Source organism: Acinetobacter sp. M5A5_2a (assembly GCF_053345265.1).
In genome coordinates this window covers 396560-420322 of the sequence record NZ_JBKEZV010000001.1, presented here as the reverse complement: position 1 = coordinate 420322, position 23763 = coordinate 396560, and the positions used below count along the sequence as shown (strand labels likewise).

The 23763-nt window shown below is 38.5% G+C and carries 19 protein-coding genes; 14 read left to right on the top strand and 5 right to left on the bottom strand.

Annotated features, from left to right (window positions below; genetic code table 11):
• Positions 1–38 precede the first annotated feature (38 nt).
• Positions 39–1070 (bottom strand): helix-turn-helix domain-containing protein, encoded by a 1032-nt coding sequence (locus tag ACLBWE_RS01940; protein ID WP_447600843.1) that lies wholly within the window; start codon positions 1068–1070, stop codon positions 39–41.
• A 249-nt stretch (positions 1071–1319) separates the two neighbouring features.
• Between ACLBWE_RS01940 and ACLBWE_RS01935 the strand changes: the two genes are divergently transcribed.
• From ACLBWE_RS01935 to ACLBWE_RS01925, 3 genes are all read left to right on the top strand, one after another.
• Positions 1320–2336: a lipase family alpha/beta hydrolase gene (locus ACLBWE_RS01935; RefSeq protein WP_447600841.1), complete on the top strand. Its 1017-nt coding sequence runs from the start codon at positions 1320–1322 to the stop codon at positions 2334–2336.
• A 78-nt stretch (positions 2337–2414) separates the two neighbouring features.
• A complete protein-coding gene (locus ACLBWE_RS01930) occupies positions 2415–3422 on the top strand; it encodes a lipase secretion chaperone (RefSeq protein ID WP_447600839.1) in 1008 nt (335 codons plus the stop codon).
• A 252-nt stretch (positions 3423–3674) separates the two neighbouring features.
• Entirely contained in the window at positions 3675–4442 is a 768-nt protein-coding gene (locus ACLBWE_RS01925; RefSeq protein ID WP_447600837.1) for a tetratricopeptide repeat protein, read from the top strand.
• A gap of 79 nt (positions 4443–4521) precedes the next feature.
• Here the strand turns inward: ACLBWE_RS01925 and adeT1 are convergent, their stop codons facing one another.
• The gene (gene adeT1, locus ACLBWE_RS01920; RefSeq protein WP_447600835.1) at positions 4522–5517 is read right to left on the bottom strand and encodes a putative multidrug efflux protein AdeT1; all 996 of its coding nucleotides are present in this window, start codon (positions 5515–5517) and stop codon (positions 4522–4524) included.
• 342 nt (positions 5518–5859) lie between these two features.
• Here adeT1 and ACLBWE_RS01915 point away from each other — a divergent pair, with 342 nt between their 5' ends.
• The 11 genes from ACLBWE_RS01915 (at position 5860) to mgrA (ending at position 18170) form a co-directional block, all read left to right on the top strand.
• Positions 5860–7485 carry an ABC transporter permease gene (locus ACLBWE_RS01915; RefSeq protein ID WP_447600833.1) on the top strand — a complete coding sequence of 542 codons (1626 nt, stop codon included), beginning with the start codon at positions 5860–5862 and terminating at the stop codon, positions 7483–7485.
• 9 nt (positions 7486–7494) lie between these two features.
• Entirely contained in the window at positions 7495–8310 is an 816-nt protein-coding gene (locus ACLBWE_RS01910) for an ABC transporter ATP-binding protein (RefSeq protein ID WP_068615156.1), read from the top strand.
• Positions 8311–8322: 12 nt separating this feature from the next.
• Complete coding sequence (locus ACLBWE_RS01905) at positions 8323–9165, top strand: TonB family protein (RefSeq protein WP_447600830.1); 843 nt, start codon at positions 8323–8325, stop codon at positions 9163–9165.
• Between the two features lie 37 nt (positions 9166–9202).
• Positions 9203–9937, top strand: coding sequence for a MotA/TolQ/ExbB proton channel family protein (locus tag ACLBWE_RS01900; RefSeq protein WP_447600828.1), 735 nt, complete (start codon positions 9203–9205; stop codon positions 9935–9937).
• Entirely contained in the window at positions 9937–10344 is a 408-nt protein-coding gene (locus ACLBWE_RS01895) for an ExbD/TolR family protein (RefSeq protein ID WP_447600826.1), read from the top strand. The genes ACLBWE_RS01900 and ACLBWE_RS01895 overlap by 1 nt, the downstream gene beginning before the upstream one ends.
• 156 nt (positions 10345–10500) lie before the next feature.
• Positions 10501–11298, top strand: coding sequence for a Crp/Fnr family transcriptional regulator (locus ACLBWE_RS01890; protein ID WP_447600824.1), 798 nt, complete (start codon positions 10501–10503; stop codon positions 11296–11298).
• Positions 11299–11417: 119 nt separating this feature from the next.
• Positions 11418–12326, top strand: a complete 909-nt coding sequence (locus ACLBWE_RS01885) for a TauD/TfdA dioxygenase family protein (protein ID WP_447600822.1) — start codon at positions 11418–11420, stop codon at positions 12324–12326.
• A 50-nt stretch (positions 12327–12376) separates the two neighbouring features.
• Entirely contained in the window at positions 12377–13444 is a 1068-nt protein-coding gene (locus ACLBWE_RS01880) for an ABC transporter substrate-binding protein (RefSeq protein WP_447600820.1), read from the top strand.
• 128 nt (positions 13445–13572) lie between these two features.
• Positions 13573–15768 carry a TonB-dependent receptor gene (locus tag ACLBWE_RS01875; RefSeq protein ID WP_447600973.1) on the top strand — a complete coding sequence of 732 codons (2196 nt, stop codon included), beginning with the start codon at positions 13573–13575 and terminating at the stop codon, positions 15766–15768.
• 63 nt (positions 15769–15831) lie between these two features.
• On the top strand, positions 15832–17160 hold the full coding sequence (locus tag ACLBWE_RS01870; protein ID WP_447600818.1) for an LLM class flavin-dependent oxidoreductase: 1329 nt from the start codon (positions 15832–15834) through the stop codon (positions 17158–17160).
• An 11-nt stretch (positions 17161–17171) separates the two neighbouring features.
• Complete coding sequence (gene mgrA / locus ACLBWE_RS01865; RefSeq protein ID WP_447600816.1) at positions 17172–18170, top strand: L-glyceraldehyde 3-phosphate reductase; 999 nt, start codon at positions 17172–17174, stop codon at positions 18168–18170.
• Between the two features lie 83 nt (positions 18171–18253).
• On the opposite strand, the gene ACLBWE_RS01860 is transcribed toward mgrA, so the two are convergent.
• The 3 genes from ACLBWE_RS01860 to ACLBWE_RS01850 all read right to left on the bottom strand — a co-directional run bounded on the left by ACLBWE_RS01860 (position 18254) and on the right by ACLBWE_RS01850 (position 23561).
• Entirely contained in the window at positions 18254–20731 is a 2478-nt protein-coding gene (locus ACLBWE_RS01860; RefSeq protein WP_447600814.1) for a TonB-dependent receptor, read from the bottom strand.
• 226 nt (positions 20732–20957) lie between these two features.
• On the bottom strand, positions 20958–22622 hold the full coding sequence (locus tag ACLBWE_RS01855) for an arylsulfatase (RefSeq protein WP_447600812.1): 1665 nt from the start codon (positions 22620–22622) through the stop codon (positions 20958–20960).
• Between the two features lie 117 nt (positions 22623–22739).
• The gene (locus ACLBWE_RS01850) at positions 22740–23561 is read right to left on the bottom strand and encodes a Crp/Fnr family transcriptional regulator (RefSeq protein ID WP_348950805.1); all 822 of its coding nucleotides are present in this window, start codon (positions 23559–23561) and stop codon (positions 22740–22742) included.
• Positions 23562–23763: the final 202 nt, after the last annotated feature.

The following is a 23763-nucleotide window of genomic DNA, read 5'->3' as shown; positions in this document are numbered from 1 at the left end:
TGTAAACTGAAAAGAACGCACAAAATTTTGGATAGAGATTACTCTATTTTTTTTCGTGCTCGGTTAAAAGTAGATGTATTTGAATAACCTAATTTTTTTGCTATTTCTTCTCGGCTTAATACTTGGTTTTTAAGAAATTTAAGTAATTTTTCCTCGCGTACTTCTTTATATAATTTCTGAAAGTTATATCCTTTTTCTTTAAGCATTCTTTGCAAAGTACGTTTAGTTAAATTTAATTTTTTAGCAACTTGCTCAAGATTTAATAGGCCGTTTAAATCATCATATAATGCATTTTTGACACGAAATTGAATTTCCTGAAATTTTGATATTTTATTTAATTCATTTTCACAGATCACTTGTAACTTTTTAGATGTTAATGGGTCAGCCATAATGAGTGGGTTATTAAGAATTTGGCTAGATGTTATGAGGCAGGTGTTTTTTTGATTATAATTTATTTTTTCAAACGTTGAGCTTAAAAGGTCGTGAAAACGTGTGAAATATTGTGGATATTCACATTCTAAATTAATGATAGGTTTAAACGAAGGAAAGAAAATTCGGACTAAAGAAACAAACCCAACTAAAAAAAATGCGAAACAAAACTCATAAGTTGCAACATCTAAAGGGTTATCCCAGTCAAGTGTTCCGTCTTCATAAGTAATTTCATAATAACTTAAATCCTTTTCTACATATAAATTTAAGTTTATAAAAGTACACTGTATTTTTACAAATTTATTGATGGTTTCTAGAGCATCCTTTACATCGTTAGATATGACAGCGGTTAATCCTAATAAGCCATGTGAGGTAATTTTTAACTCTTTGGCAGCATAAAATCCAAGACCGAGTTCTTGTGTTAAGGTTGTGCAATTTCTAATAATGGTTTTAAAGTCAGAAATATTAACCTTATAATCCAAATCATTTAATCGATCTAAATCAACACTTGTATTCAAGAAAATCTTATCCGGATTAATATTCCACTTTTGCACAAATTGTGAAAGTAAATGAACATATGAACCTAAAATAAAGTGCTCGGTACTATGTCTAGGAATACTCATTTTTTGCAGAAAATCCATTTTTAGCCTGTATTTGATGAAAAAATAAGACATTACTATCAATTTGAAAACATACATTCATCCGATTTTTAGCCATTTCCCAATTTTTTGTCGCCTAATGTGCTGTTTTGGCACGTAATGTTTGGGCAGTTCTATATTAAATAATTAAAAAGCTCAGTATATTTTTTTTAACTCTTAAGTATAAGGAAATTGAATATTTAAGAGTGTAGGGACATCAATTTAAAAAAAATGAAAAGCTTGGAGCTTAGGATGAAAAAGAAATATAGGAATGCTGTAATTCTTACATTCAGTTTAGTTATTAACAGTGGAGCTGTGGTAAATGCAGCTTTTAGCGACTCAAGTACCAGCAAGTCTTCTTGGCTAAATTGTAACGTAAATTCATGTACAGAAGGCGGTAGTACTTCCGTAAAATCAAGTTATGCAAAAACCAAGTATCCAATTGTATTGGCTCATGGAATGGCAGGTTTTTCTGCGGTTGGCCCTTTACAATACTGGAATGGTATTACGGAAGATTTGGTGGCTAATGGAGCTAATGTTTATGTGGCTCAACAAGCTTCCTTTAACTCTTCTGAAGTGCGTGGTGAGCAATTACTTCTACAAGTTAAACAAATTTTAGCAATTACCGGTGCAGAAAAAGTTAACTTAATTGGCCATAGCCATGGTAGTCAATCTGTTCGTTATGTTGCTGGGTTAATGCCTAATAAGATTGCTTCAGTAACCTCTGTAGGCGGACCTAACAAAGGTTCACCTGTTGCCGATATCGTTTATAACTTAACCAAATCACCTGTAGGCCCAATATTAGAACCAGCACTTGGTACAGCAGTTAACGTCTTTTTTTCTCTAGTGGGTGTTGGTTCAGGCCATTATTACGATCAAAATAGTGTGGCTGGCTTAAACTCTTTAACTACAGCTGGAGCAGCCGATTTCAATAAACGCTTTTCTGCTGGTGTGCCTGTTACTCAGTGTGGCTCAGGCGATGAACTTGTTAAGAGTGTTCGTTACTATTCTTGGGGTGGAACGAGTCCTGCAACTAACATATTAGATCCCTTTGATTCTGGATTATTGGCTTTATCTCTACTTATACCTAGCGAAAGTGATGGCTTGGTATCTAGATGTTCAAACCATCTTGGTACGGTGATTCGTGACAACTACGCATTTAATCATCTCGATGAAGTTAATCAGACGCTTGGTTTGGTTGGTTTTCTACAGAATCCTGTTACCCCGTATCGTTTACAAGCCAACCGCCTTAAAAATTTAGGACTATAGTTTAAGTGTTAAAGGAGCTTACGGCTCCTTTAATAAAAATTATTTCTTAATTAAAAGTAAAAATGAGAGATAGCTACCTTGAAGAATAAAGTATTATTTATAGTTCTTATTATTATATTTTTAGGTTTAATATACTGGTTTTTTAAACCAGATCATCAAACTTTAACAAGTTCAAGTAGTAATAAATCAGACTCTTATACTGAATCTAAATATAGCCAAGAAAGTATTAGGTCAAATAACGGTACACCTCAACTTTCAGCTTCACTACAGGGCACAGAAATTGATTGTCCAATTCAAGTTGATAAACAAGGAAAATTAATTTTAACAGTTGGAATACGAAGTTGTTTTGATTACTTTTTTTCAAGTTTAGGTGAAAAAAGTGAAAATGAGCTTGTATCTAATATTCGTCAATATTTAACCACAAACTTGCCAGCTGAGGCTGCTAAATATGCAATATACTTATTAGATCAATACGTGGCTTATAATCATGCTTTAAAAAATCTAACACCAGAAAGCAATTTTACAGCCAATGATTTTAATGCGTATCAACGGTTAGTAAATCAGATAAATAGTTTTCAGCAAAAGTTTTTCAAGCCTGAAGAGATAAATGCTTTGTTTGGTAATGAAAGAAATCCAAATCAATTTAACATCGAGCAGATGCGAATTTACGCAGATAAGTCTTTAAGTACGGAACAAAAAGCGAGCCAAATATCGCAATTAATTGACAAACTTCCTGAAAGTTTAGGATCAGGAGTAAAAACTGCCATGCAATTTCAAGAATTGCAGCAACTTACTCAAGAAATTAAGGGAAAAGGTGGAACATCTGAAGATATTAGAAATATGCGTGAAAATTTGTTAGGAACAGAAGCTGCAAAACGGTTGGAAAAAGTTGATCAAGAAGAAGCTGTATGGGGTCAACAAGTAAATAGTTATTTAAATGAGAGAGATCAGATTTTAAAAACTGGCATGAGCAATGAAACTAAGCAACAGTCCGTTGAGGAGTTGAGAAAAAAATACTTCGGTACAAACGAAGAGCAATTAAGAGCGCAAGCCTACGAAACAATGCACGACCAAAGTAACAATTAAATGTAGCAGCTACAAATGGCTTGTTTGAAGGTAATTTTGGAAACAATAGGTGGTACTTGTTTTAACTAAGTTGGGTGTTTAATGATTTAGGGTTCTTATGAGCATTTTGAAAAAAATTATTTTGCTAAGCTTTCTATTTCTTCTAGCAACTTTTATATGGTTGGGTTATTTAGTTTTTATTGTTGTTTGCGACAAATAACTCAATATAATTTTATTAACTATAAAATATTGAGATAAAAAGAAGGAAGTTAAATGATTTTAAAGAAATTTATATTAATGATCTTTTTATTAACGCTTGTGAAAAATGAGGTATTGGCTGATTCATCAATTGATGTACTTCTAGATGAGGGAAAAGATTATTTTGAAGGCATTAATGGTAAAGATCGAGATTACGCTAAAGCTTTAGAACTATTTTTAATGGCTGCAAAACAAGGAAGTCCATTAGCAGATGCTCGAATTGCATATATGTATCAAACAGGAGTTGGGGTTACTCAAGACTATTCCGAAGCTTTTAAGTGGAATCTTAAAGCTGCGAATAACGGAGAATTACAAGCACAATATAATTTAGCATTGATGTATCAAAATGGTCTAGGTACCGAAAAAAGCGATACAAATGCTTTTAAATGGTTTAAACAAGCAGCACTTCAAGGTGATGTGTCAGCTCAAATAAATTTGGGACTAATGTATCAAAATGGAGAAGGCGTTGATAAAAATCTAGATAAGGCATTCTTTTGGTACAAGAGCGCTGCTGCACAAAATGATTTCATGGCTTTTTATTACTTGGGAACGTTTTACGAAGAAGGAATCAGTGTTAAAAAAGATGAAAAACTGGCATTTGAATATTATCGGAAGGCTGCATTGTTAGAGTATGGAATTGGTCAATATGAATTAGCTAGATGTTATGAATATGGAATTGGAACAGATAAGAATATGAGCAAGGCGATCGAGTGGTATGGTAAAGCAGCTAAAAGAGGCAGTGACGAAGCTATCGAAAAATTGAAAGAACTAGAAATTAAATAATTTTAGATTCTAATCAATGGGAAGCTGCCAAGGCTATTTAGAACTTATGTATCCAAATTCGCCTTTTCTGCCTCAGTATTTATTCATCGTTTAACGTGCATTCAAAATTACTTGGGTTTTCTTTACATCTCACTTTTTTTAGAAAATTCATCATTTTAGGGTCGTAGATGCCTGCCTTGGTTAGCTGTATGCGTGCCTCGCGCATCATTTTCATATAGTTTAATTGTTCATTTTTAGGAATATCCATCCAATATTTTGAAGGAATATCACTTTCATATTTGGCAATAATCCCAAACGTTCTATTTAATTGGCTGGCTACCCAAGTTCGCGACTTTTGCCCAAAACCTGCTGGAAACTGATCTTTACGAATAATGAAGTTTGCCGAAATTTGAGTTAAAGGAAAACGAATGATTGCTCCTTTCTCACCTAAACCTTTGTGTAGCTCAAAAGGTTTAAATGCCACAATAGGAGCGGGCACAATATCAATTTCATGGTTATTAAACTTTGCACCGGCATTGGTGACGTCTACCGATACAGCCTGACCGCCAACATGTTGAACAAGCTTTGGTTGGGCTTCATCGTATTTAAATACCCCAATTTTTTTACCGGCAGCTTTAGCGAGTGTATTGATACTTCTATCATTTACAAATAAATATGCAGGGCCAATTGTGCCTAAACCTGCAATTTCGTAAGGACCTACCACCATATTTTTTGCGGCCATTGGTGAGGACAACAGCTTATAGGCATTAATTGCCGTTTTCATATTTGTTAATGCGCCAACAGCATCTAAAGATCCTGTATATTTATTAAATTGACGGCCACGTAAGCCACTAATAATAGCGCCATCACATTTTCCAACTTTTAAATCTTCAGCCGCAACTCGTTCATCAACATATGCTTTTAAAGATATATCAGCTCCCCAATTTTTGGCTTCAAGGGCATAATCTTTGGCTAAAGCGAAAGCATCTCCCGACTTACCAATTGGGTCAAAAACACAGACGACTTGTTGTTTTGCATAAAGAGTTGTTGTTAAACATGTACTTGTAATAAATAAAATAATTTTAAAACGATCCATATTTAGTTATCCATTATTTAAATTATAAAATTTATTTTATAAATCTTGGTCAGATTAGATATGACATTTAAACAAAAATTTTAAGGGAAAAAGTCAAAAGACAGCTTTATCTAGGTGGTTTTCTAAATACCTTATCTTTATCTCATATTTATAAATAAAAATATTTTCTGATCTTTGTACCTGTGTAGACAGTTAAACAAAACATCTCTCTTTACACTCATCTAGAGCATAACACCACAGGTGATCACAACACGTCTCACATCAGAACTGAATGCCGTGAACAGATGATCATCAGGTATACGTTTAGTTAAACATTCTAAGAGTTCTATAAAAACAGAATGTATGGATATGTATCGAGATATGAAAGAAATAATTTCGCAAAAAAACTCATCCGGCATTGTCTGGAAGAATACCAAGAAACAATGGTTCATTTCTGTTGGGTATTTTAACTCGCTTGCGATCTATTGGATTGTACCTCTTTGTTTATTCTTACTTTGGTGGATCGCGTCAAACGAACAATGGATGCCTGCTCAAATTTTACCTACCCCAAAAGACACGTGGAATTCTTTTGTTGAAATCTCATCTCAAGATCTATGGTCACAGCTTGCGATCAGTCTTGAGCGCTTTGGTCTTGGTTTATTGTCAGGTGTATTAGGCGGCGTATTTCTAGGTGTTTTACTTGGCTATAGCCGTATTGCAGAACAATATCTATCGGCAACGTTTTATGCGTTGGTGATTATCCCAACATTGGCTTGGTTGCCTCTGCTCATGATCTGGCTGGGCATCGAAAATAGTTTAAAAATTTTCATAATCTTCAAAGCTACGATGGTGCCGATTGCCTTACATACTCAGGCAGGGGTACGTGATATTCAACCTAAGCTCAAAGAAATGGCAGCAATTTTACAGTTTAATCGTCTAACGCTGCTCACAAAACTTGTACTGCCAGCCACACTTCCATATTTCTTTACTGGTTTAAGACTGGCTGTTGCAGCAGGCTGGACAAGCTTAATTGCTGTTGAGTTATTAGCTTCATCGGAAGGCATTGGATATTTGATGGTGACAGGCCGTCAGTTATTTCAGCTCGATATTGTCTTTGTCACGATTTTTGTGATCGCGTCTGTTGGAATTATTTTCGATTTTATCCTACATCGAATTGAACGTAAGTTTGTGTTCTGGCCACATGCTGCTTTAAGTGCCCATGCTTTTCACAAAAAAAGCCGCACCGATGTTTTCAAGTCATGGGTTTTGCCTTTGAGTTTAATAGCGCTTTGGGCAACTAGCAGTTGGTTTGGCTTGATTTCGAGTCAAATTTTACCTGCGCCATGGGCAGTATTAAAGGCACTGTGGTTAGGCATTCAAGATTTTTCACTCACCACTGCCATGTATTACAGCCTTTATCGCGCAATCTTGGGATTACTTATTGGTGGGTTAATTGGTGCTTCAGTAGGAATTATGGTGGGTCTATTTAAACCGATTGAAAATCTGTTGGCGCCTACACTCAACACATTACGTCTAATTGCTATTTTTGCTTGGATTCCACTACTGACAGCTTGGTTTGGACTCGAAGATTTATCAAAAATTGTTTTCATTTCAATAGCGACATTTTTTCCGATGTTTATCGCGACATGGAAAGGCATGTCCAGCATTCCAATGCAGCTCGTTGAAGTCTCAAGCACCTTAAGAATGACATTGATTCAACGCTTAACGCTTTTGATTTTACCTAGCATTGCACCTTCAATGTTTGCTGGGTTTCGACTGGCTTTGCTTTATTCGTGGATGGCATCTTTTGGGGCTGAATACTTGATGGGCTCTGGAATTGGCATAGGTAGCTACATGATGGCAGCACAGCAAAACTTTGAAATGGACCGTGTAATAGCAGCAACCGTTTTAGTCGCTGGTTTGGGCGCGATTCTGGCATGGCTGGGCAAAATAACTGAAAACTACGCAACATCTTGGCGAAAAAATTGAGGTCAGACCATGACAATTACCCTTAATACAAATACTGAAAAACATCACCAGTCTTTTCAATCTCATGCTCAAACACGTGTGGCATTTCACCATGTCCATAAGTCTTTTGTCGTCAATCAACAACCTGTCAAAGTCATTCACGACTTTAATCTAGAAATTAAAGAAGGCGAGTTTATTGCGATTGTAGGTAGCAGTGGTTGTGGTAAATCTACGCTCTTACGTCTTTTGGCTGGACTTGATCAAGATTTTGATGGTCGGATTTTAATTGATGGTGCTGATGTAAGCGGGATTGGCGGCGATCGAGCAGTAGTTTTTCAAGAACATCGCTTATTTCCTTGGCTTACCGTTGAGCAAAACATTGAGCTGGGTTTATTAAATGAGGCGTTAACTTCACGTGATAAAGATATTCTGGTTCAGAAAGCAATTGAATTGATTGGTTTAAATGGCTTTGAAAAGGCGTATCCACACCAATTATCTGGTGGGATGTCCCAACGCGTAGCGATTGCACGCAGTCTTGTTGTGCAACCTCGTATTTTTCTGTTAGACGAACCGTTTGGTGCTTTGGATGCATTAACACGGCATCAAATGCAAAATGAATTGCTACGTATTCAATCCCAACAAAAAATGACCACTGTTTTTATTACACATGATGTGGAAGAGGCTGTAACTCTGGCAGATCGTGTGGTGATTTTAAAACCTAAACCTGGTCGTGTTGAACAGATTATTCCCGTCAACTTGCCACGTCCTCGAAATCGTTCAAGTTTTGAATTGCATCAATTAAAAGAACAGATTTTTCGGATTTTGACCGAAGACAAAATTGGTTAATAGGAGTTATTGATGAGTGAATTTAGTCAAGGCTCGATCAAAAAAGCATTTTTATTTGAGCAATTATCCAATCAAGTCATCCATACAACGACGGTTAATGATCCTTTTAGACATAACGTAGATGTTGGACATGATCCTGCTGAGCCAAAAAAGAATGCTTTGGCAATCGCGATTGTCGCCGTTGCTGCGGCACATTTGGGAATCTGGTATATCGCCAAACAACTTCCTACGCCTCAGCTTGACGTTAAAACACCTGATCCTGTGGTGATAGAGATTGTCAAACCACCTGAGCCACCCAAAGTGATTGAACCTAAAATCCCTCCAGTGGTGCAAAAGCCAAAGATACCGCCTGTTAGCCAGACACCTCAGCCTGTACAAAAGCAGATAGAGCCACCCAAACCAATACAGAAACACGTTGAGCAGCCTAAACCTGTTGAACAGCATAAGGCAGTAGAGCAACCACGACCTGTAGCAGAACCGCTAAGTAAAAATGTGGTGGCGGCTCCTGTTCAGCAACCAGTTTCAAAACCCGCTGATGCACCTGCTAAAGCTGCTGATGACAACTTACCTGTTACAGAAGCAAAGGGCTATGCAGGTTATTTGAGTAACCCAGCACCTGAATATCCTGAACAGGCTCTCGATCGAGGTTGGGAAGGCTCAGTTATCTTGAGGGTAAAAGTCTTGCCAAATGGTAGTCCCGATAGCGTGACAGTCAAACAGAGTAGCGGCAAAAAAATACTCGATAGTGCGGCGATTAGAACCGTAAAACAATGGAAATTCTCACCGGCCTTAAAAGGAAAAACACCAGTTGAAGGTTGGGTCGATGTTCCTATTCACTATCAACTCCCAAAATAATTTTTTAACTTAATATTGATCTATAAGGAATTTTAACATGAGTGATATCAACTCCCTGATTCACGATGGGACTATCTGGTTATTGGTTACTTTTTCAATTGTGACGTGGGGTTTGATTGTCATTAAACTGGTTCAGACCCAAAAAGCCAACCGCCAAAGTAGAGCCTTTGCCGAAGAGTTCTGGAGCGCCAAAAATCTTCAAGATGCCATTCAGAAATCGGAAACAGGACAAGGGCCAGTGGCACGCATTGCAAATACTGGTTTTAAAACACTTGCCGATGCAGACGATGATACGCATCAAGATTTACAACATAGCTGGAGTCGTCAAGATTTACTCGAGCGCCATTTACGCAAACAAATTTTATCAGAACGTCGCCAGCTAGAAAAAGGCTCTGCCTTGCTCGCATCAATTGGTAATAATGCACCTTTCATTGGGCTATTTGGTACCGTCTTTGGGATTATCCATGCTTTACAGGCCATTGCACATTCGGGTAATGCCAGTATGGATGTCGTTGCAGGGCCGATTGGTGAAGCGCTAGTTGCAACAGGCATTGGGATTGCAGTGGCTGTTCCAGCGGTACTGGCATACAACTATTTTGTGCGCAAAGTAAAAACTATCGGTGCCGAACTGGATGACTTTGCGACCGACTTTGTGAGTCTAAACCAGAAATCAGGTTTCCAGCTTAAGACTGTCAAGGCAAAAACAACAAACACGAGCACTCCAGCCAGCGAGTTAAGCCATACCCACAATAAAGATAAGGTATATGCATAATGGCAATTTCAACATCAGAACAAGATGATGTCGTCAGCGAGATCAACATTACCCCTTTAGTGGATGTGATGTTGGTTCTGTTGATTGTGTTTATCGTTACGGCGCCCTTACTGACAAACACTGTTAAGGTGAACTTACCAAAAGCTGCACCGACGCAGGTGACAGAGCAAACTAAGGCGGTGGTCATCAGCGTTAACTCCAAAGGGGAAATTTATCTAGACAAAGACCGAGTCACTCTTGAACACTTTGAACAGGCCATTCAAACGCGTAAGGCAGCTAATCCTAAACTGGCACTGAACCTGAATGCAGATGAGACGGTTCCTTATGGTACGGTTGCCAAGTTACTGGCCAGTATAGAACGAGTAGGCGTTGATAAACTATCAGTTATTACATCGCCTAAGTCTTAAGTTCTATTAAAAGAAATAGGAAGAAAGAAAATCAAGATCCAAATTTGAGATCTTGATTTTCATATAATTGTTTAATCTAAATTTATATTAAACTTGAATTTCACGATGAGGTTGTATGGTCTATTTTAGAGCTTCAATTTGATGGTGAGATAGCGAATGACAACACTTGTTTATAACGAGACAAAAAGAAATAACTATGAGCATTTTTTAGATTTATTAGATCAAACTCATGTTAATCGTTATCAAGATTTCAACATTACCTTTGAATATAAAAAACTGGCAGAACAAATGCTGTCAGAATGTGAGTTTATGGATGCATGTTCGCTTGAAGAAAAGCAGAACTTATTTAATGAAATTAAGATAAAGCATCTTTATCAAGGACAAGTGCTATATTCGAGAAATCAAAACTGTCGTGAACTCATTATTGTTTTAAGTGGTGTGCTCAAGTTAGGTTGGAATTCATACGATGGGAAATATCTTATTCATCGTTTTATTCCGACAGGTGCACTATTAAATATTGTCTATCTTATTTCTGAATCTGCGCTAGAGCATGAATATGTTGCACATGAAGCAACTGTGATAGCAACCATTCCTGAACATATCTTTAAGCACACCATACAGCACAATTCGCGCATGCTATATCAGGTTTTAAAATTGGTATGCCAGAGAACACGTCTTTTAGACAATGATATCTATCACACTTCTACGCAACCTTTAAAAGTACAAATTGCGCGACAGCTCATTTATTTAATCGAATTTTTTTCTACTCAAACTCAAAAAGGCATCGAAGTTTTATTAAAGCTCTCGCAAGAAAATTTGGCTGAACTTTTAAAAATATCGAGACAAAGTATAAGAAAGGAAATTCAGTGGTTTGTTGAAGAAGGCATTATAGAAACAAAATACAATCATATCTCTGTCAAAGACATCGACAAATTAAAAGCCTTACTGCGGTAAATAGATTATGACGAATTATGAATAATTTTTCATAAATGAAGAAATGCTATGTAATTTTTGTTGCAGAATTTAAAAGGGGTAATTTCTAAACTCATATCATCAATGATGAGAACGATGATATGGCAGATTTATTAATAAAAAAACCAGTGAGTGAGTTAATCGATGTTATCCCTTTAGCGGGTCGTATTGGCGCACAAATTAATGGTATTGAATTATCTTCAAAACTTAAGGCTGAGGTCTTGAATCAAATTAGGCAATCATTGCTTGAACACAAAGTTATTTTTTTCCGTAATCAGGAACATTTAACCGATCAAGAGCAGGAAAAGTTTGCAGAATTGCTTGGGCAACCTATTTCACATCCTACTGTTCCAGTGGCAGAGGGTTCGACTTATATATTTGAACTTGATTCCCGTCATGACGGTCGTGCAGACGTTTGGCATACCGATGTCACATTTGTTTCAAATTACCCCAAAATCAGCATTTTAAGAGCGGTAACTACTCCCAATCGAGGGGGTGATACCACATGGGCAAATACAGAAGCAGCCTATGATGAATTACCTGAGCCACTAAAGCTCCTTGCCAATCAGCTCCGTGCGATTCACACCAATGATTTTGATTATGGTGGTTTTCGGCCTTCCGCAAGTGATGAAGTGGTAAAACGCCATCAAAAAATCTTTGCTTCAACTGTCTATGAGGCGGAACACCCATTGGTCAGAGTACATCCTGAAACAGGTAAACGAACCTTAATTTTAGGCCAATTTTTTAAACGATTTGTAGGTCTGACTGCTAAAGAGTCCAACAAGCTATTTGAAATTTTTCAAGATCGTATTACCAAACCCGAAAACACGATTCGCTGGACGTGGAAGAACGGAGATGTCGCTATTTGGGACAACCGTGCCACTCAGCATTTAGCCGTCAATGATTACGGTAATGCATTGCGTATTATGCGACGCGTTACGTTAGCAGGAGATGTTCCTGTTGATATCGACGGTAAAGCGAGTAAGCAAATTAAGCCATCTACGTCATAAGCGTCTAAGCAATACAACGCTGATTTATCAATAAAAATGTGGAAAATATAATGAAACCATCAATTTTTAAAAAATTGATCTTGCTGAGCTTATTGGCTTGTGGACATGCCAGTTATGCTGAAAGCCTTAAAACAATCCGAATTGGTTCTCCTGATTTGACTGCTGGTCAAAAACACGCGGGTGGTGGAGTTGTTGATGTGCTTTACAACAAGAAATTGCTTGAGCAAGAACTTGCAAAAAAAAATGTCAAAGTGGAATGGCATTTCTTTAAAGGTGCTGGACCAGCCATTAATGAAGCATTGGCCAACAACCAACTGGATTTCGCCTTTTTAGGTGATTTACCTCCAATCATTGGTAAAGCCAATGGATTAGATACCCAATTACTTGTTCCAACGGCGCGCGGCATCACCAACTATCTGGCAGTGAGATCTGATCTTTCGATCAAAAAATTTGCTGAATTAAAAGGAAAACGCGTTGGTTTGTTACGTGGCACGGCAGATGAGCTGTCATTTGTGAGTGCATTGAACAGCCAAGGTTTAAAGCTCAGCGATGTGCGAGTGGTCAATTTAGACTTTAACGCCGTCAACGCTGCTTTGGCCGCAAAAAAAATTGATGCGTCATGGGGACCTTCTCGATTTTTTGCGTTACGTGACAAACACATCGTTAACTTGCCTATAAGTAGTCGTCAGTTAAATGGTGCAGGATCTACTCAAGGTGTGTTTTTAGGTCGTCAATCTTTTATTCAACAACATCCAAATGAAACACAACAAGTTGTGACTCAGGTTGTAAAAGGGCTGAATTGGCTCTCAAATGAGAAAAACCGAGTACCACAAGTCGCACTTTTTTTTACCCAATCGGGCTATCCAGCATCTATATATGCTCAAGAACTCAATGGGGTAAATCTGAAGTTTTTATATTCACCGTTATTTGATGGCTATTACACCCAGCAATTGCAGCAAAAAATTACTTTGGCTACGCAACAAGGGTTGATACGCAAAAATATTGACGTCAAAAGCTGGGTTAATCCGTCATTTGTAAATCAAGCACTTGAACAATCAAATTTAAAGACCTACTGGAAGCCAACTCAGCAGTACGAATATTTGAAATCAGTGAAATAAGCACCGTCTTTTAAAACTTAATTATGGGGTAAATAATGTCGATACATTCGAAAAATGTAGCGCGTGATCCGTTCACGTCAGCAACCAAACAAAAAATTTTAAATTTAAGTCTGCTTTCGCTGAGTATCTTGTCAGTTTGGGGACAAGCTCATGCAGAAACAGTCTCAAACACCGCACGTTCTTCAGAGGATGTGGCACAGTTAGAAACCGTTTTTGTGACAGCAACACGCCGTGAAGAATCACTCCAAAAAGTACCTGTTGCTGTTTCAGTCATTAGTGGAAAGGAACTCGATAAGCAACAGCGAAACTCACTTGAAACATTGGTAACACAAGTACCAAGTGTTAACTTTCGGGCTGGAGCTTCCAATAAGGATACTTCTTTATTTGTTCGCGGTATTGGAACTGTTACCACTTCACCGGGTGTTGAGCCTTCTGTTTCAACAGTGATAGATGGTGTTGTGTACAGCCGACCGGGGCAAGCAACACTTGATTTGTTAGATGTGGATCGTATTGAAGTCCTTCGTGGCCCCCAAGGAACACTTTTTGGTAAAAATGCATCGGCAGGTGTAGTCAATATTGTGACCAAAAATCCAACCAGTGAAACGTCTGGTTATATTGATGCCTATGCCACTAGCGATAGTGAACAACGAATTAAACTAGGAGCATCTGGTACATTAATTCCTGAAAAATTAACTGCCAATGTCTCGGCACTATTAGGTAATTTTGATGGCAATGTAGAAAATCTCACAACAAATGAAGACGTCAACGGCTATAAAAATTATGGTTTTAGAACCAAATTTGAATATACGCCTACGGATAGTCTAGTGTTGGGCTTTACTGCCGATTACCTGCATAAAAAAGGGAGTGCCCCGACAGGCATTGTGGTTAAAAATACCGATGCCAATTATGCAGCAGCATTATCGCCTGTTGTGGCATCTCCAACTAATCGAAGTACAGTTGAAAATACACAAGCCTCGACTGAGGATACTAATCAGGGTGTAGCACTCACCGCAGACTGGACATTAACCAATCATCAACTATCATCGATTACGGCCTTTCGCCAATGGAAAAACACACAGATTGGTGACAGTGATCAACTTGCTGCTCCGACGCCAAATTTTGCCGGAATTGCCGATTTAGGGCATGTTAACAGTAAGCAATTCTCTCAAGAAATTAGAATTAAACCGCTCGATCATGGTTTTTTTGATTATGTCGCGGGGCTATATTTTTCAAAGAATAAAAACGATGAGACTTATCAACGTGAGTCAACTTGGTACAACAATGCCTCTAATGCCTATGTCGTAGATTTTGGTAAGGCAATCTATAACACAGACAGCACCAACTATGCTGCATTTGGCGAAGGTACCTTTCATTTCACAAATCGATTGAGATGGATTGCGGGTTTACGTGTTACTCGTGATGAGTTGTCTTATGATCACAGCCGAGTTTCAACTGTTCCAAACAGTGTAGGTGTCCGAAATGCGATTCGTTCTTCATTTAGCAGTGATGGATCGACCAGTGAAACTGGAGTTTCAGGCCGCATTGGCCCTCAATATGACTTTACACCGAATATATTGGGCTATTTTACCTATTCGAGAGGTTATAAAGGTCCTGCATATAACGTTTATTTTAATATGCAGCAAAATGATACGCCTGTGATTGACCCCGAAACGGCTAACTCCTACGAACTTGGTCTCAAATCTCAATGGCTGAATAATCGTCTGCGTGTCAATGTGGCGCTATTTAACACTGATTATGATAACTATCAGGCAAATTTTAGAACCCTCGACCCAAATGGTTTCCCAATAACCCGCTTGGTTAATGCAGGAAGCGTGTCTACCTATGGGGCTGAAATTGACTCGGTATATAAGATCAATCCAAATTGGGCACTAAACTTTTCAGGTGCCTATACACATGCACGAATTGATGACTTCAAATGTCCAGCTGCCGATACTTCATGCCCAAATGTAAATGGTAAACCACTACCATTTTCACCGGATTGGAAATTTAATACGCAGCTCGATCGCTATTTTACTCTGGCAAATAACAAGCAAATTGAACTCTCAACCCAATATGCATGGCAAAGCAAAGTACAGTTCAGTCTCGACCAAAACCAAAACACTATTCAGGGTGCATATGGACTTTTGAACGCGAGCATCGCTTTAGCTGATACTGCTTCTGACTGGCGACTGGCATTGAATGTACGGAATATAACGGATAAATCATATGCAACATTACTGAGCACAAATGGTAGCCGTATTAATCGTCAAGTCCCTAGAGATGATGAACGCTATTTTGGCATTTCATTCCGTAAAAATTTCTAAAAAGTATGTCTAGTACGCTTCGTTTTTTTAAGAGGTGTACACCCATCAATTGGACTGATTAAAATGAGTAATCCTTCGTCTACAAGAAAGCTTCACCTTAATTTATTTTTAGACGGTTATGGCCATCATTTGGCCAGTTGGAGGCATCCAGCGAGTCAATTAAACCTAAGTCCCTATGAGCGCTACTTAAGTGCAGCAAAAATAGCTGAAGAAGGGAAATTTGATGCCATTTTTTTTGCCGATAGTTTGGCTGTTGATCCAGCAACTGCGACCTCAGGAAAAATTCGTGGTAACGAGATTGAACCCCTCACATTACTTTCAGCAATTGCGACTCAAACACATCATATTGGACTCATTGGAACAGCCACGACAACCTACAATGAGCCATATCATCTCGCAAGAAAGTTTGCTTCTTTAGACCAGATTTCTGCTGGACGTGCAGGCTGGAACCTCGTCACCACTGATTTTGCACTTGAAGCGAAAAATTTCAGCACAAAGGAACATGTCAAACATCAAGACCGCTATGCACGTGCTGAAGAATTTCACGATGTCGTAAAAGGACTTTGGCGTAGTTGGGATGAAGATGCAACTATTCATGATAAAGCCAGAGGCATTTTCTTTAATCCAGATAAAGTACACACGCTCAATCATTGCGGTGATATTTTTCAGGTAAAAGGTCCTCTCAATATTAGCCCAAGCCCACAGTCTCATCCTGTGGTTGTTCAAGCAGGCAGTTCCGAACGAGGTAAAAATCTCGCAGCTCGTACGGCAGATGTCATTTTTACTGCCCAATCCAACTTGGCAGCTGCACAGCAGTTTTATAGTGATGTAAAGAAACGTCTTGAAGACTTTGATCGTCAAGAGCATGAGTTGGTAGTGATGCCCGGTGTATATGTGCTTGTTGCACATTCGCATGAAGATGCTAAGAAGCAGCAACAGCTTTTAGATGAACTCGTTGATGATGACATTGGCCTTGGGCTTTTAGGCAGAATGTTGGGTAATTTTGATTTAAGCGGTGTTGATGTGAATCAGACTTTAGCTTCGTTAGATTTATCCGAGACGCAAACGGGGCAGCAAAGTCGCCAGCAATTGATTCAGGCACTGGGGCAAGAGCAAGGTCTAACCATTAAACAGCTCTATCAACGTATTGCATCGGGACGTGGGCATTTTTGTTTGGTTGGAACGCCAGAATATATCGCCGATCAGCTTGAAGAGTGGTTCGTTAGTGGTGCAGCAGATGGATTTAACATTATGCCTGCCGTCATATCAAACGGAATTAGAGACTTTGTCGATCTGGTTATTCCCATCCTTCAACAGCGCAATTTATTCCGCAAAGAATATGAAGGTCAAACATTAAGACAAAACCTCGGCCTCTTGGCTGCTGCCGAATAAAAGGACAAAGTATGTATCTCGCAAATTCAGAACGATATCAATCATTTCAATATCGAAAAATTAAAAATAGTGGTTTGGTATTACCACCATTGTCACTTGGTTGCTGGCATAACTTTGGCGATGACACTCCAATTCAGCAACAAAAATCGGTACTTTACACGGCGTTTGATCATGGAATTAATCATTTCGATCTTGCCAATAATTATGGAACACCCTTTGGAAGTGCTGAAAAAAATATTGGGCACTTTTTAAAGGCTGACTTTAAGCCATATCGAGACGAACTTATTATTTCGACAAAGGCGGGTTGGGACATGTGGCCTGGACCTTATGGACAAGGTGGTAGCAGCCGAAAATACCTGATGGCTAGTCTTGATCAAAGCTTACAGCGACTGGGGCTTGATTATGTCGATATTTTTTATTCACATCGTTATGACCCAGAAACACCGCTTGAAGAAACAGCCAAGACACTTGCCGATATTGTGCAGCAAGGTAAAGCTCTCTATGTAGGGATTTCTTCTGGATATACACCAGAATTAACTTTACAGTTGATAGAATTGCTTCAGGCCTATCACGTTCCACTTACTTTGCATCAACCGATTTACAATTTTTTTGAACGTCAGATTGAGCAGGGTTTAACAGAGACCGCTAAACAAGAGGGTTTTGGTGTAATTACGTTCTCACCACTGGCTCAAGGTTTATTGGCTGGACGATATCTTGATGGTGTACCTGAAGACTCACGTATCGGGCGTGGTAGTCGCTATTTACAGTCAGAGCATCTCGTTGCATTGAAGCTACAGCAAATACAGCAGTTAAATGAAATAGCAAAGCGCCGAGACCAAACATTGGCTCAATTGTCATTGTCATGGGTTTTACGTGATGAACGGATTACATCGACTATCATTGGTGCTAGTCGACCAGAGCAGATCATCGAAAACTTAAAAGCATTGCAAAATACGGCATTTAGTGCAGATGAGTTGACTCAGATTGACGCTATTCTAAATACGCCATAACTCTCTATACAAAATTTGCAGCATGGCTTTGAAGGAGCCAGTGCTGCAAGACAACATAAAGTATTAGTTAAGTATTCTAGGTGCTAGAAGCTAAGTTTTACTGTTGCGCCGATGGTACGAGGCTGACCTAAACTGGCGAGAACAATACCATTAGAAGAGTTCCATGTATTGGTCACATAGGTTTCATTGGTGAGGTTTTTTACCCATAGCGCAACATCCAGTTCATTTTCACCAATATGATGTCGTGCACCTAGACTCGCATTTGTTAATCCATAGGCTTTGATGACACTGTACGGGTTATTATCTAAAGAGCCATATGACCAATCGCGCCAAGCATAACTTCCTGAAACATACGGTTGCCAGTTGTTATGCTCAGCTAAGTCATAACGAAAATTGAAATTTGCAATCCACTTCGGTACGCCATAGACACGTTCTCCAGACAGATCTTGTGTATTTACGCCTGTTGGAATGCTGATATTGGATGGAGCAGGCGCGTTTTTATATTCTGTATAAGTGGTATCGTTAAGAGAACCATTAAAATTAAGTGTAAGGCGACGAATAGGTTGATAGGTTGCATCGAGTTCAATCCCTCGGCTGCGTACTTTACCTGCATTTGCCAATACACTCACGACAGAGTTGCCAACTTGTTCATAGCTTGTAGTTTGATAGTCAGAAACATCAATCCAGAATATATTGCTATTGAGCTGTAAGGTATTGTTGAGAAAATTCTGTTTCAGTCCAATTTCATAGTTATCTGCTTTTTCAGGATCAACCTTTAACGAGTTAGCACCCGCTGCTGGTGCAGAACCAATGCTCAGGTTAAAGCCCCCTGATTTCTCGCCGTGTGAATACGTTGCATAGGCCAGTGTGCTCGGATTTAAACGATAACTGCCAGTCAGTAAGCCAGAGTAACTTAATCCATGTTGTTTCAGTTCACCCGAGCCGTATGCGCCGAGCTGGGCATTTAGTAAATTACGCTCTGCCGCACTTAAACCCGAAACTGGAGTACCCCCAATAGGGTCGGTTCTGTAGATACTGGCAGATTTATCTTCATAGGTAACCCGTGCACCTGTGGTGATGTCTAGCTTCGGTGTCGCATGCCATGTACTTTGACCAAATAATGCTGAGCTTTTTGTCTCAGTTGTTCCATATGAATATGAATCTCGATTATTCAAAATATTCGATTGACCATTGGCAATTAAGGTTCTGACGCTCGGTACGTTATAAAGATAAAATGCGTCCGCCGTATCTCCATATAAAGAGAAAGTCGTATTGTCTAACTGTTGCTGAAAGTAATATAGACCTGTTACCCAATCCACTTTTTGATTTCCAGCAGAAGTTAGGCGTAGCTCTTGAGAATACTGTTTATCTCGAACCGAAACACCGGCATTAGTCAATGCATTTGAACTAATAAAATCACTGTTGGTAGGGGTAAAGTTCCAAAAGCGGTATGCACTAATCGACGTAATTTTTTTACCGCTATCGAGCGACCAATTGGCTTCTGCCGATCCACCACCTTGCTCAACAGACATGTGTTGTGGGGCATCTGAATGAATCTGTTTGTCTTTCCAGTTGGTGTAAAGATTTTTGGCACCCGACTGTGTGGCATTTTCTAAGTAACGATTGTAGTTATTTCCATATACGGTACTGTTGAACGTTGGCCCAGCGTAGTAGACCACCATCGCGCCTTGATCATCATCTTGCTTGTTGTAATCTGCAATTAGGCGTAAATTAAAATTCTCTTGCGGCTTCCAGAGAATTTGACCGCGCACGCCTTCGCGGTCTGTATTATTATAATCCTTATCATTATAAGTATTATGAATAAAACCATCCTGAGTCGTTTTATAAAAAGAGAGTCGGCCTGCTACATTTTCGGATAGAGCATCTGAAAACGTTCCTTTAGCCTGTAAATAATTGCGTGAACCAAAAGAAATTTCAGCAGAATGGTCTGGGTCGAAGGTAGGCTGTTTTGAGCTAATGTTTAATAAGCCCGCCGTGGTATTTTTACCAAATAATGTTCCTTGTGGTCCGCGTAATAATTCGAGTTGAGCAATATCTAATAAATCAAATACAGCCATGCCGGGACGACCTAAGTAAACATTGTCCAGATAGACTCCGACACTGGCTTCCAAACCATCACTGGCTGGGTTATTACCCAAACCTCGGACTGCTACACTAGATTGACGAGGGTTTAAGAAAGCAACATTAAGGCTGGGTAGGGCTTGTTGTAGATCTTCAAGTTTACTGAGTTTTTGTGTTTCCAGTGTTTTAGCACTTAAAATACTAATGGGTGTTGGAACATTTTGTGCTTTTTCTTCACGTCTTCGTGTAGTCACAATGACATCAGCAAGCTGAATAACATCATCTGCTTTATTGTTTGACTGTGAATTTGACGTACTGGCTTCTGTTACCGTTGTACCTGAAGTAGCGGAAGTGTCCTCGGCATAGACGATAGATGAATATCCTGCACACCCTATAAGTGAAATAAACAGACTTTGCGTGATTTTATTTAAAACTAATCTTTTTCTCTTGAAGTGAAAGCTGTGCTTTTGAACTGACATTAATAGACTCCATTTTGTGTTTTCTTTGTGATGATTTTAATTTTTATGTAATTGAACACTGTCATTATCAGTACAAACTTAAGTTTATATTTTGATGATCTTATCTCTATATTTAATAGTAATTTTTTAAACATAGGCCTTTTAAAATATTCTTCAGGCGGCAAATGTAAAAGCCAGCATTAGGTGCTGGCTTAGTTCAATCTAAATGCTGATCTCTTCGTTATTTTTATGCTTCAAATGGTTCTAGCTGATCATTCTGTAATAATCTTCGTTGTTGCACATTTTCGATCACTCCATTTTCTTTGACATAAGTTGCCCATTCTTTAAGTAATTCATCGAGCTTTTCTGGATATTGTTTTGCCAAATCCTGAGTTTCGCCTTTATCATCTTTAAGGTTATATAGCTGCCAGCGATTCGGGCCATTTGGCGCAGGGATGAAGAGCGCTTTCCATTCTCCTTTGCGTAGAGCCTTTTGACCAAATAACTCCCAGCCTGTGACATGATCTTCACTGTGAATATGGTCTTGTTGTACTTGTAAGTATGGCAAGATAGAACGACCACGTAGGGGTACCAATTGACGACCTTTATACACCTGACCAGGGTGCTGAATATTTAAATAATCTAATAGGGTTGGTAGTAAATCCATGACCGTCAAAAACTCGTGACTGATCTGATTTTGGCGTTTAAACCCTGCGTAGTGAATGAACGAAACTGTTCTAATTCCACCTTCGCTAGTATGTGCTTTATAAAGGCGAGCAGGAGCAGTGGCTGCTTGTGCCCAATGTTCTCCGTACCAAACATATGAGTTTGCTCGCCCAATATTATCAATACTATTGTCGTAATATTGCTCGATAATTTCATTAAGTTGACCGCCAAAGACTGGTAGAGCTTCAAGTTGAGCACCTTCTGCACCATTGTCAGATAAAAAAATAACAATGGTATTGTCTAATTCCCCTCGATTTTTGAGGTATTCGACTACACGTCCAACGTTTTGATCCATACGATCTACCATAGCCGCATAAACCTCCATAATTCTTGAAGACTTATCACGTTGCTCTTGAGTAAGATTTTCCCAGAATGGAGTTCTAGCGAGGATAGGGTGAATCGTTGTTTCAGCATCTACCAATTGAAGTTGCTTGAGTTTTTCAAGACGCTGTTCACGTAGTTTAACGGGACCATCCGCATAATGTCCTTTATATCGATCTATATCTTCCTGAGGTGCCTGTAAGGGCCAGTGCGGTGCAGAGAAAGGTAAATATGCAAAAAAAGGACGTCCTTGGCGTGCTTCATCATCTTGTAAAAAGTCTAGAAGGCGAGTGGTAAAATAATCTGATGAATAAAACCCTTGAGGTAGTTCTTCCGAAAACTTATCATCTTCTGCATAAAGTCCTTTTGTTGACTTAAGTAAGCGTGGAATTTGGTCTTCTGGAATATCCGCTTCAAATAGATAATGATTGGCTGCACCAGGTAATAGTGCAAAAGAACGCTCAAATCCTTTTTTAATTGGAAAATATTCTGGTTTTAGTCCCAAGTGCCATTTCCCAGACATAACGGTGTAGTAACCCGCATCTTTTAATAATTCTGGTAATGCGGCAACCTTGTTATTTAACACACCTTCGTAGCCTTCTTTACCTTCTAGCTCTGGGGTAAGGGCCTCTGCCATGGTTCCTAAACCAGCTAAATGATGGTCAGTGCCTGAAAGTAACATTGCACGAGTAGGGGAGCAGGTTGACGCCGTATGAAAATTAGTCAGTCTTAAGCCGGTTAATGCTAATTCATTCAAATGAGGTGTATTTATTTCTCCGCCAAAAGCACCTAAATCTGAAAAGCCTAAATCATCTGCCACAATCAATAAAATATTAGGTTGGTTTTTGATATTTACATCTGTCATGTTTTATCCAACAAAGCGACTAAAATGCTTAGTGTAAATATGACAAATTTTTATTCTGTTTCTATTCTGACAGTTATCTCCTAATAAAATCATATCATTATGACAAAAGCAGATATATCAAAGAAACTTAGTGGTACTGTTGAACTGATGAGTCTGAGCAATATCACTTAGCTTTTCAAAGTCCAAAATAAAGATTTGGTTATATTTAACCTCAATAATGTTTTGGTTCGAAAGCGCTGCTAGTTCTTTATTAATACTTTGTCTTGAAGTCTGCAAAAGCTCTGCCAGATTTTCCTGACTCAATTTGAGATTCAGTAAAATTTTATCTTTGTCCTGATAGGAATGATAATCCACTAGAAAAACTAGTTTTTTAGCGAGACGGGTTTGCAATGTTTCAGTTGAATAAATGAAATTTTGTTCACGATTTAGCTGTGTTCTTACACAGATTAATTTCAACACCATGAATAAAGCATCTGCGTTATTTCTGATGACATCCATAAACAATTGGCCAGGAAGGTTGGCAATTACCGTTCTACCTTGTGCAATGTGGTCGTGAAGTAAGGGTTGACCCGTTACAATTGGAACAATATTGATTAATGTACCTGAAGGCACAAAAATATCGGTGTGATATTTGCCTTGAGATGTGCTCCAGCCAAGTTTAAGCGCGCCTTCAAGCAAAATATTGATATCAGTACACGGATCATTTTGATTGTATATCGTTTGATTATGATAATACTTTCTTATTTTTAAATGCTGAATAAGCGTAGATTTATCTGTATTAGATAAAGATTGAATAACCTGATAATTTTCTAAAATACGAATACTTTTATGAATAAATTCATTCGTTATAATTTGATGATCAGAGTGTAGTCCGCCGTCAAAATCATTCTGATATTTTGAGATAGGATTCCTGAACTCGATAATTGATGATGCTTTCATGATAAATCAGAGATATAAACTAAGATTTTAAACAGCTTATCAGAGTTAAAATTTATTCAAATTTCAAAAAAATATAATTTCATATTTAATTTTCATATGTGCGTGTTATTAATTATTTAAATATCAAAATAATTTTTTACGTGATGGATTGTCTCTGAAATAACAGAATATGCCGCCGTTTCTGATAAAAATTCAGTCATAT

Coding starts and splice junctions, on each gene's coding strand:
- ACLBWE_RS01940 (WP_447600843.1), bottom strand. CDS start 1,070: ATGGATTTTCTGCAAAAAATGAGTATTCCTAGACATAGTACCGAGCAC.
- ACLBWE_RS01935 (WP_447600841.1), top strand. CDS start 1,320: ATGAAAAAGAAATATAGGAATGCTGTAATTCTTACATTCAGTTTAGTT.
- ACLBWE_RS01925 (WP_447600837.1), top strand. CDS start 3,675: ATGATTTTAAAGAAATTTATATTAATGATCTTTTTATTAACGCTTGTG.
- adeT1 (WP_447600835.1), bottom strand. CDS start 5,517: ATGGATCGTTTTAAAATTATTTTATTTATTACAAGTACATGTTTAACA.
- ACLBWE_RS01915 (WP_447600833.1), top strand. CDS start 5,860: ATGGATATGTATCGAGATATGAAAGAAATAATTTCGCAAAAAAACTCA.
- ACLBWE_RS01910 (WP_068615156.1), top strand. CDS start 7,495: ATGACAATTACCCTTAATACAAATACTGAAAAACATCACCAGTCTTTT.
- ACLBWE_RS01905 (WP_447600830.1), top strand. CDS start 8,323: ATGAGTGAATTTAGTCAAGGCTCGATCAAAAAAGCATTTTTATTTGAG.
- ACLBWE_RS01900 (WP_447600828.1), top strand. CDS start 9,203: ATGAGTGATATCAACTCCCTGATTCACGATGGGACTATCTGGTTATTG.
- ACLBWE_RS01895 (WP_447600826.1), top strand. CDS start 9,937: ATGGCAATTTCAACATCAGAACAAGATGATGTCGTCAGCGAGATCAAC.
- ACLBWE_RS01890 (WP_447600824.1), top strand. CDS start 10,501: ATGACAACACTTGTTTATAACGAGACAAAAAGAAATAACTATGAGCAT.
- ACLBWE_RS01885 (WP_447600822.1), top strand. CDS start 11,418: ATGGCAGATTTATTAATAAAAAAACCAGTGAGTGAGTTAATCGATGTT.
- ACLBWE_RS01880 (WP_447600820.1), top strand. CDS start 12,377: ATGAAACCATCAATTTTTAAAAAATTGATCTTGCTGAGCTTATTGGCT.
- ACLBWE_RS01870 (WP_447600818.1), top strand. CDS start 15,832: ATGAGTAATCCTTCGTCTACAAGAAAGCTTCACCTTAATTTATTTTTA.
- mgrA (WP_447600816.1), top strand. CDS start 17,172: ATGTATCTCGCAAATTCAGAACGATATCAATCATTTCAATATCGAAAA.
- ACLBWE_RS01860 (WP_447600814.1), bottom strand. CDS start 20,731: ATGTCAGTTCAAAAGCACAGCTTTCACTTCAAGAGAAAAAGATTAGTT.
- ACLBWE_RS01855 (WP_447600812.1), bottom strand. CDS start 22,622: ATGACAGATGTAAATATCAAAAACCAACCTAATATTTTATTGATTGTG.
- ACLBWE_RS01850 (WP_348950805.1), bottom strand. CDS start 23,561: ATGAAAGCATCATCAATTATCGAGTTCAGGAATCCTATCTCAAAATAT.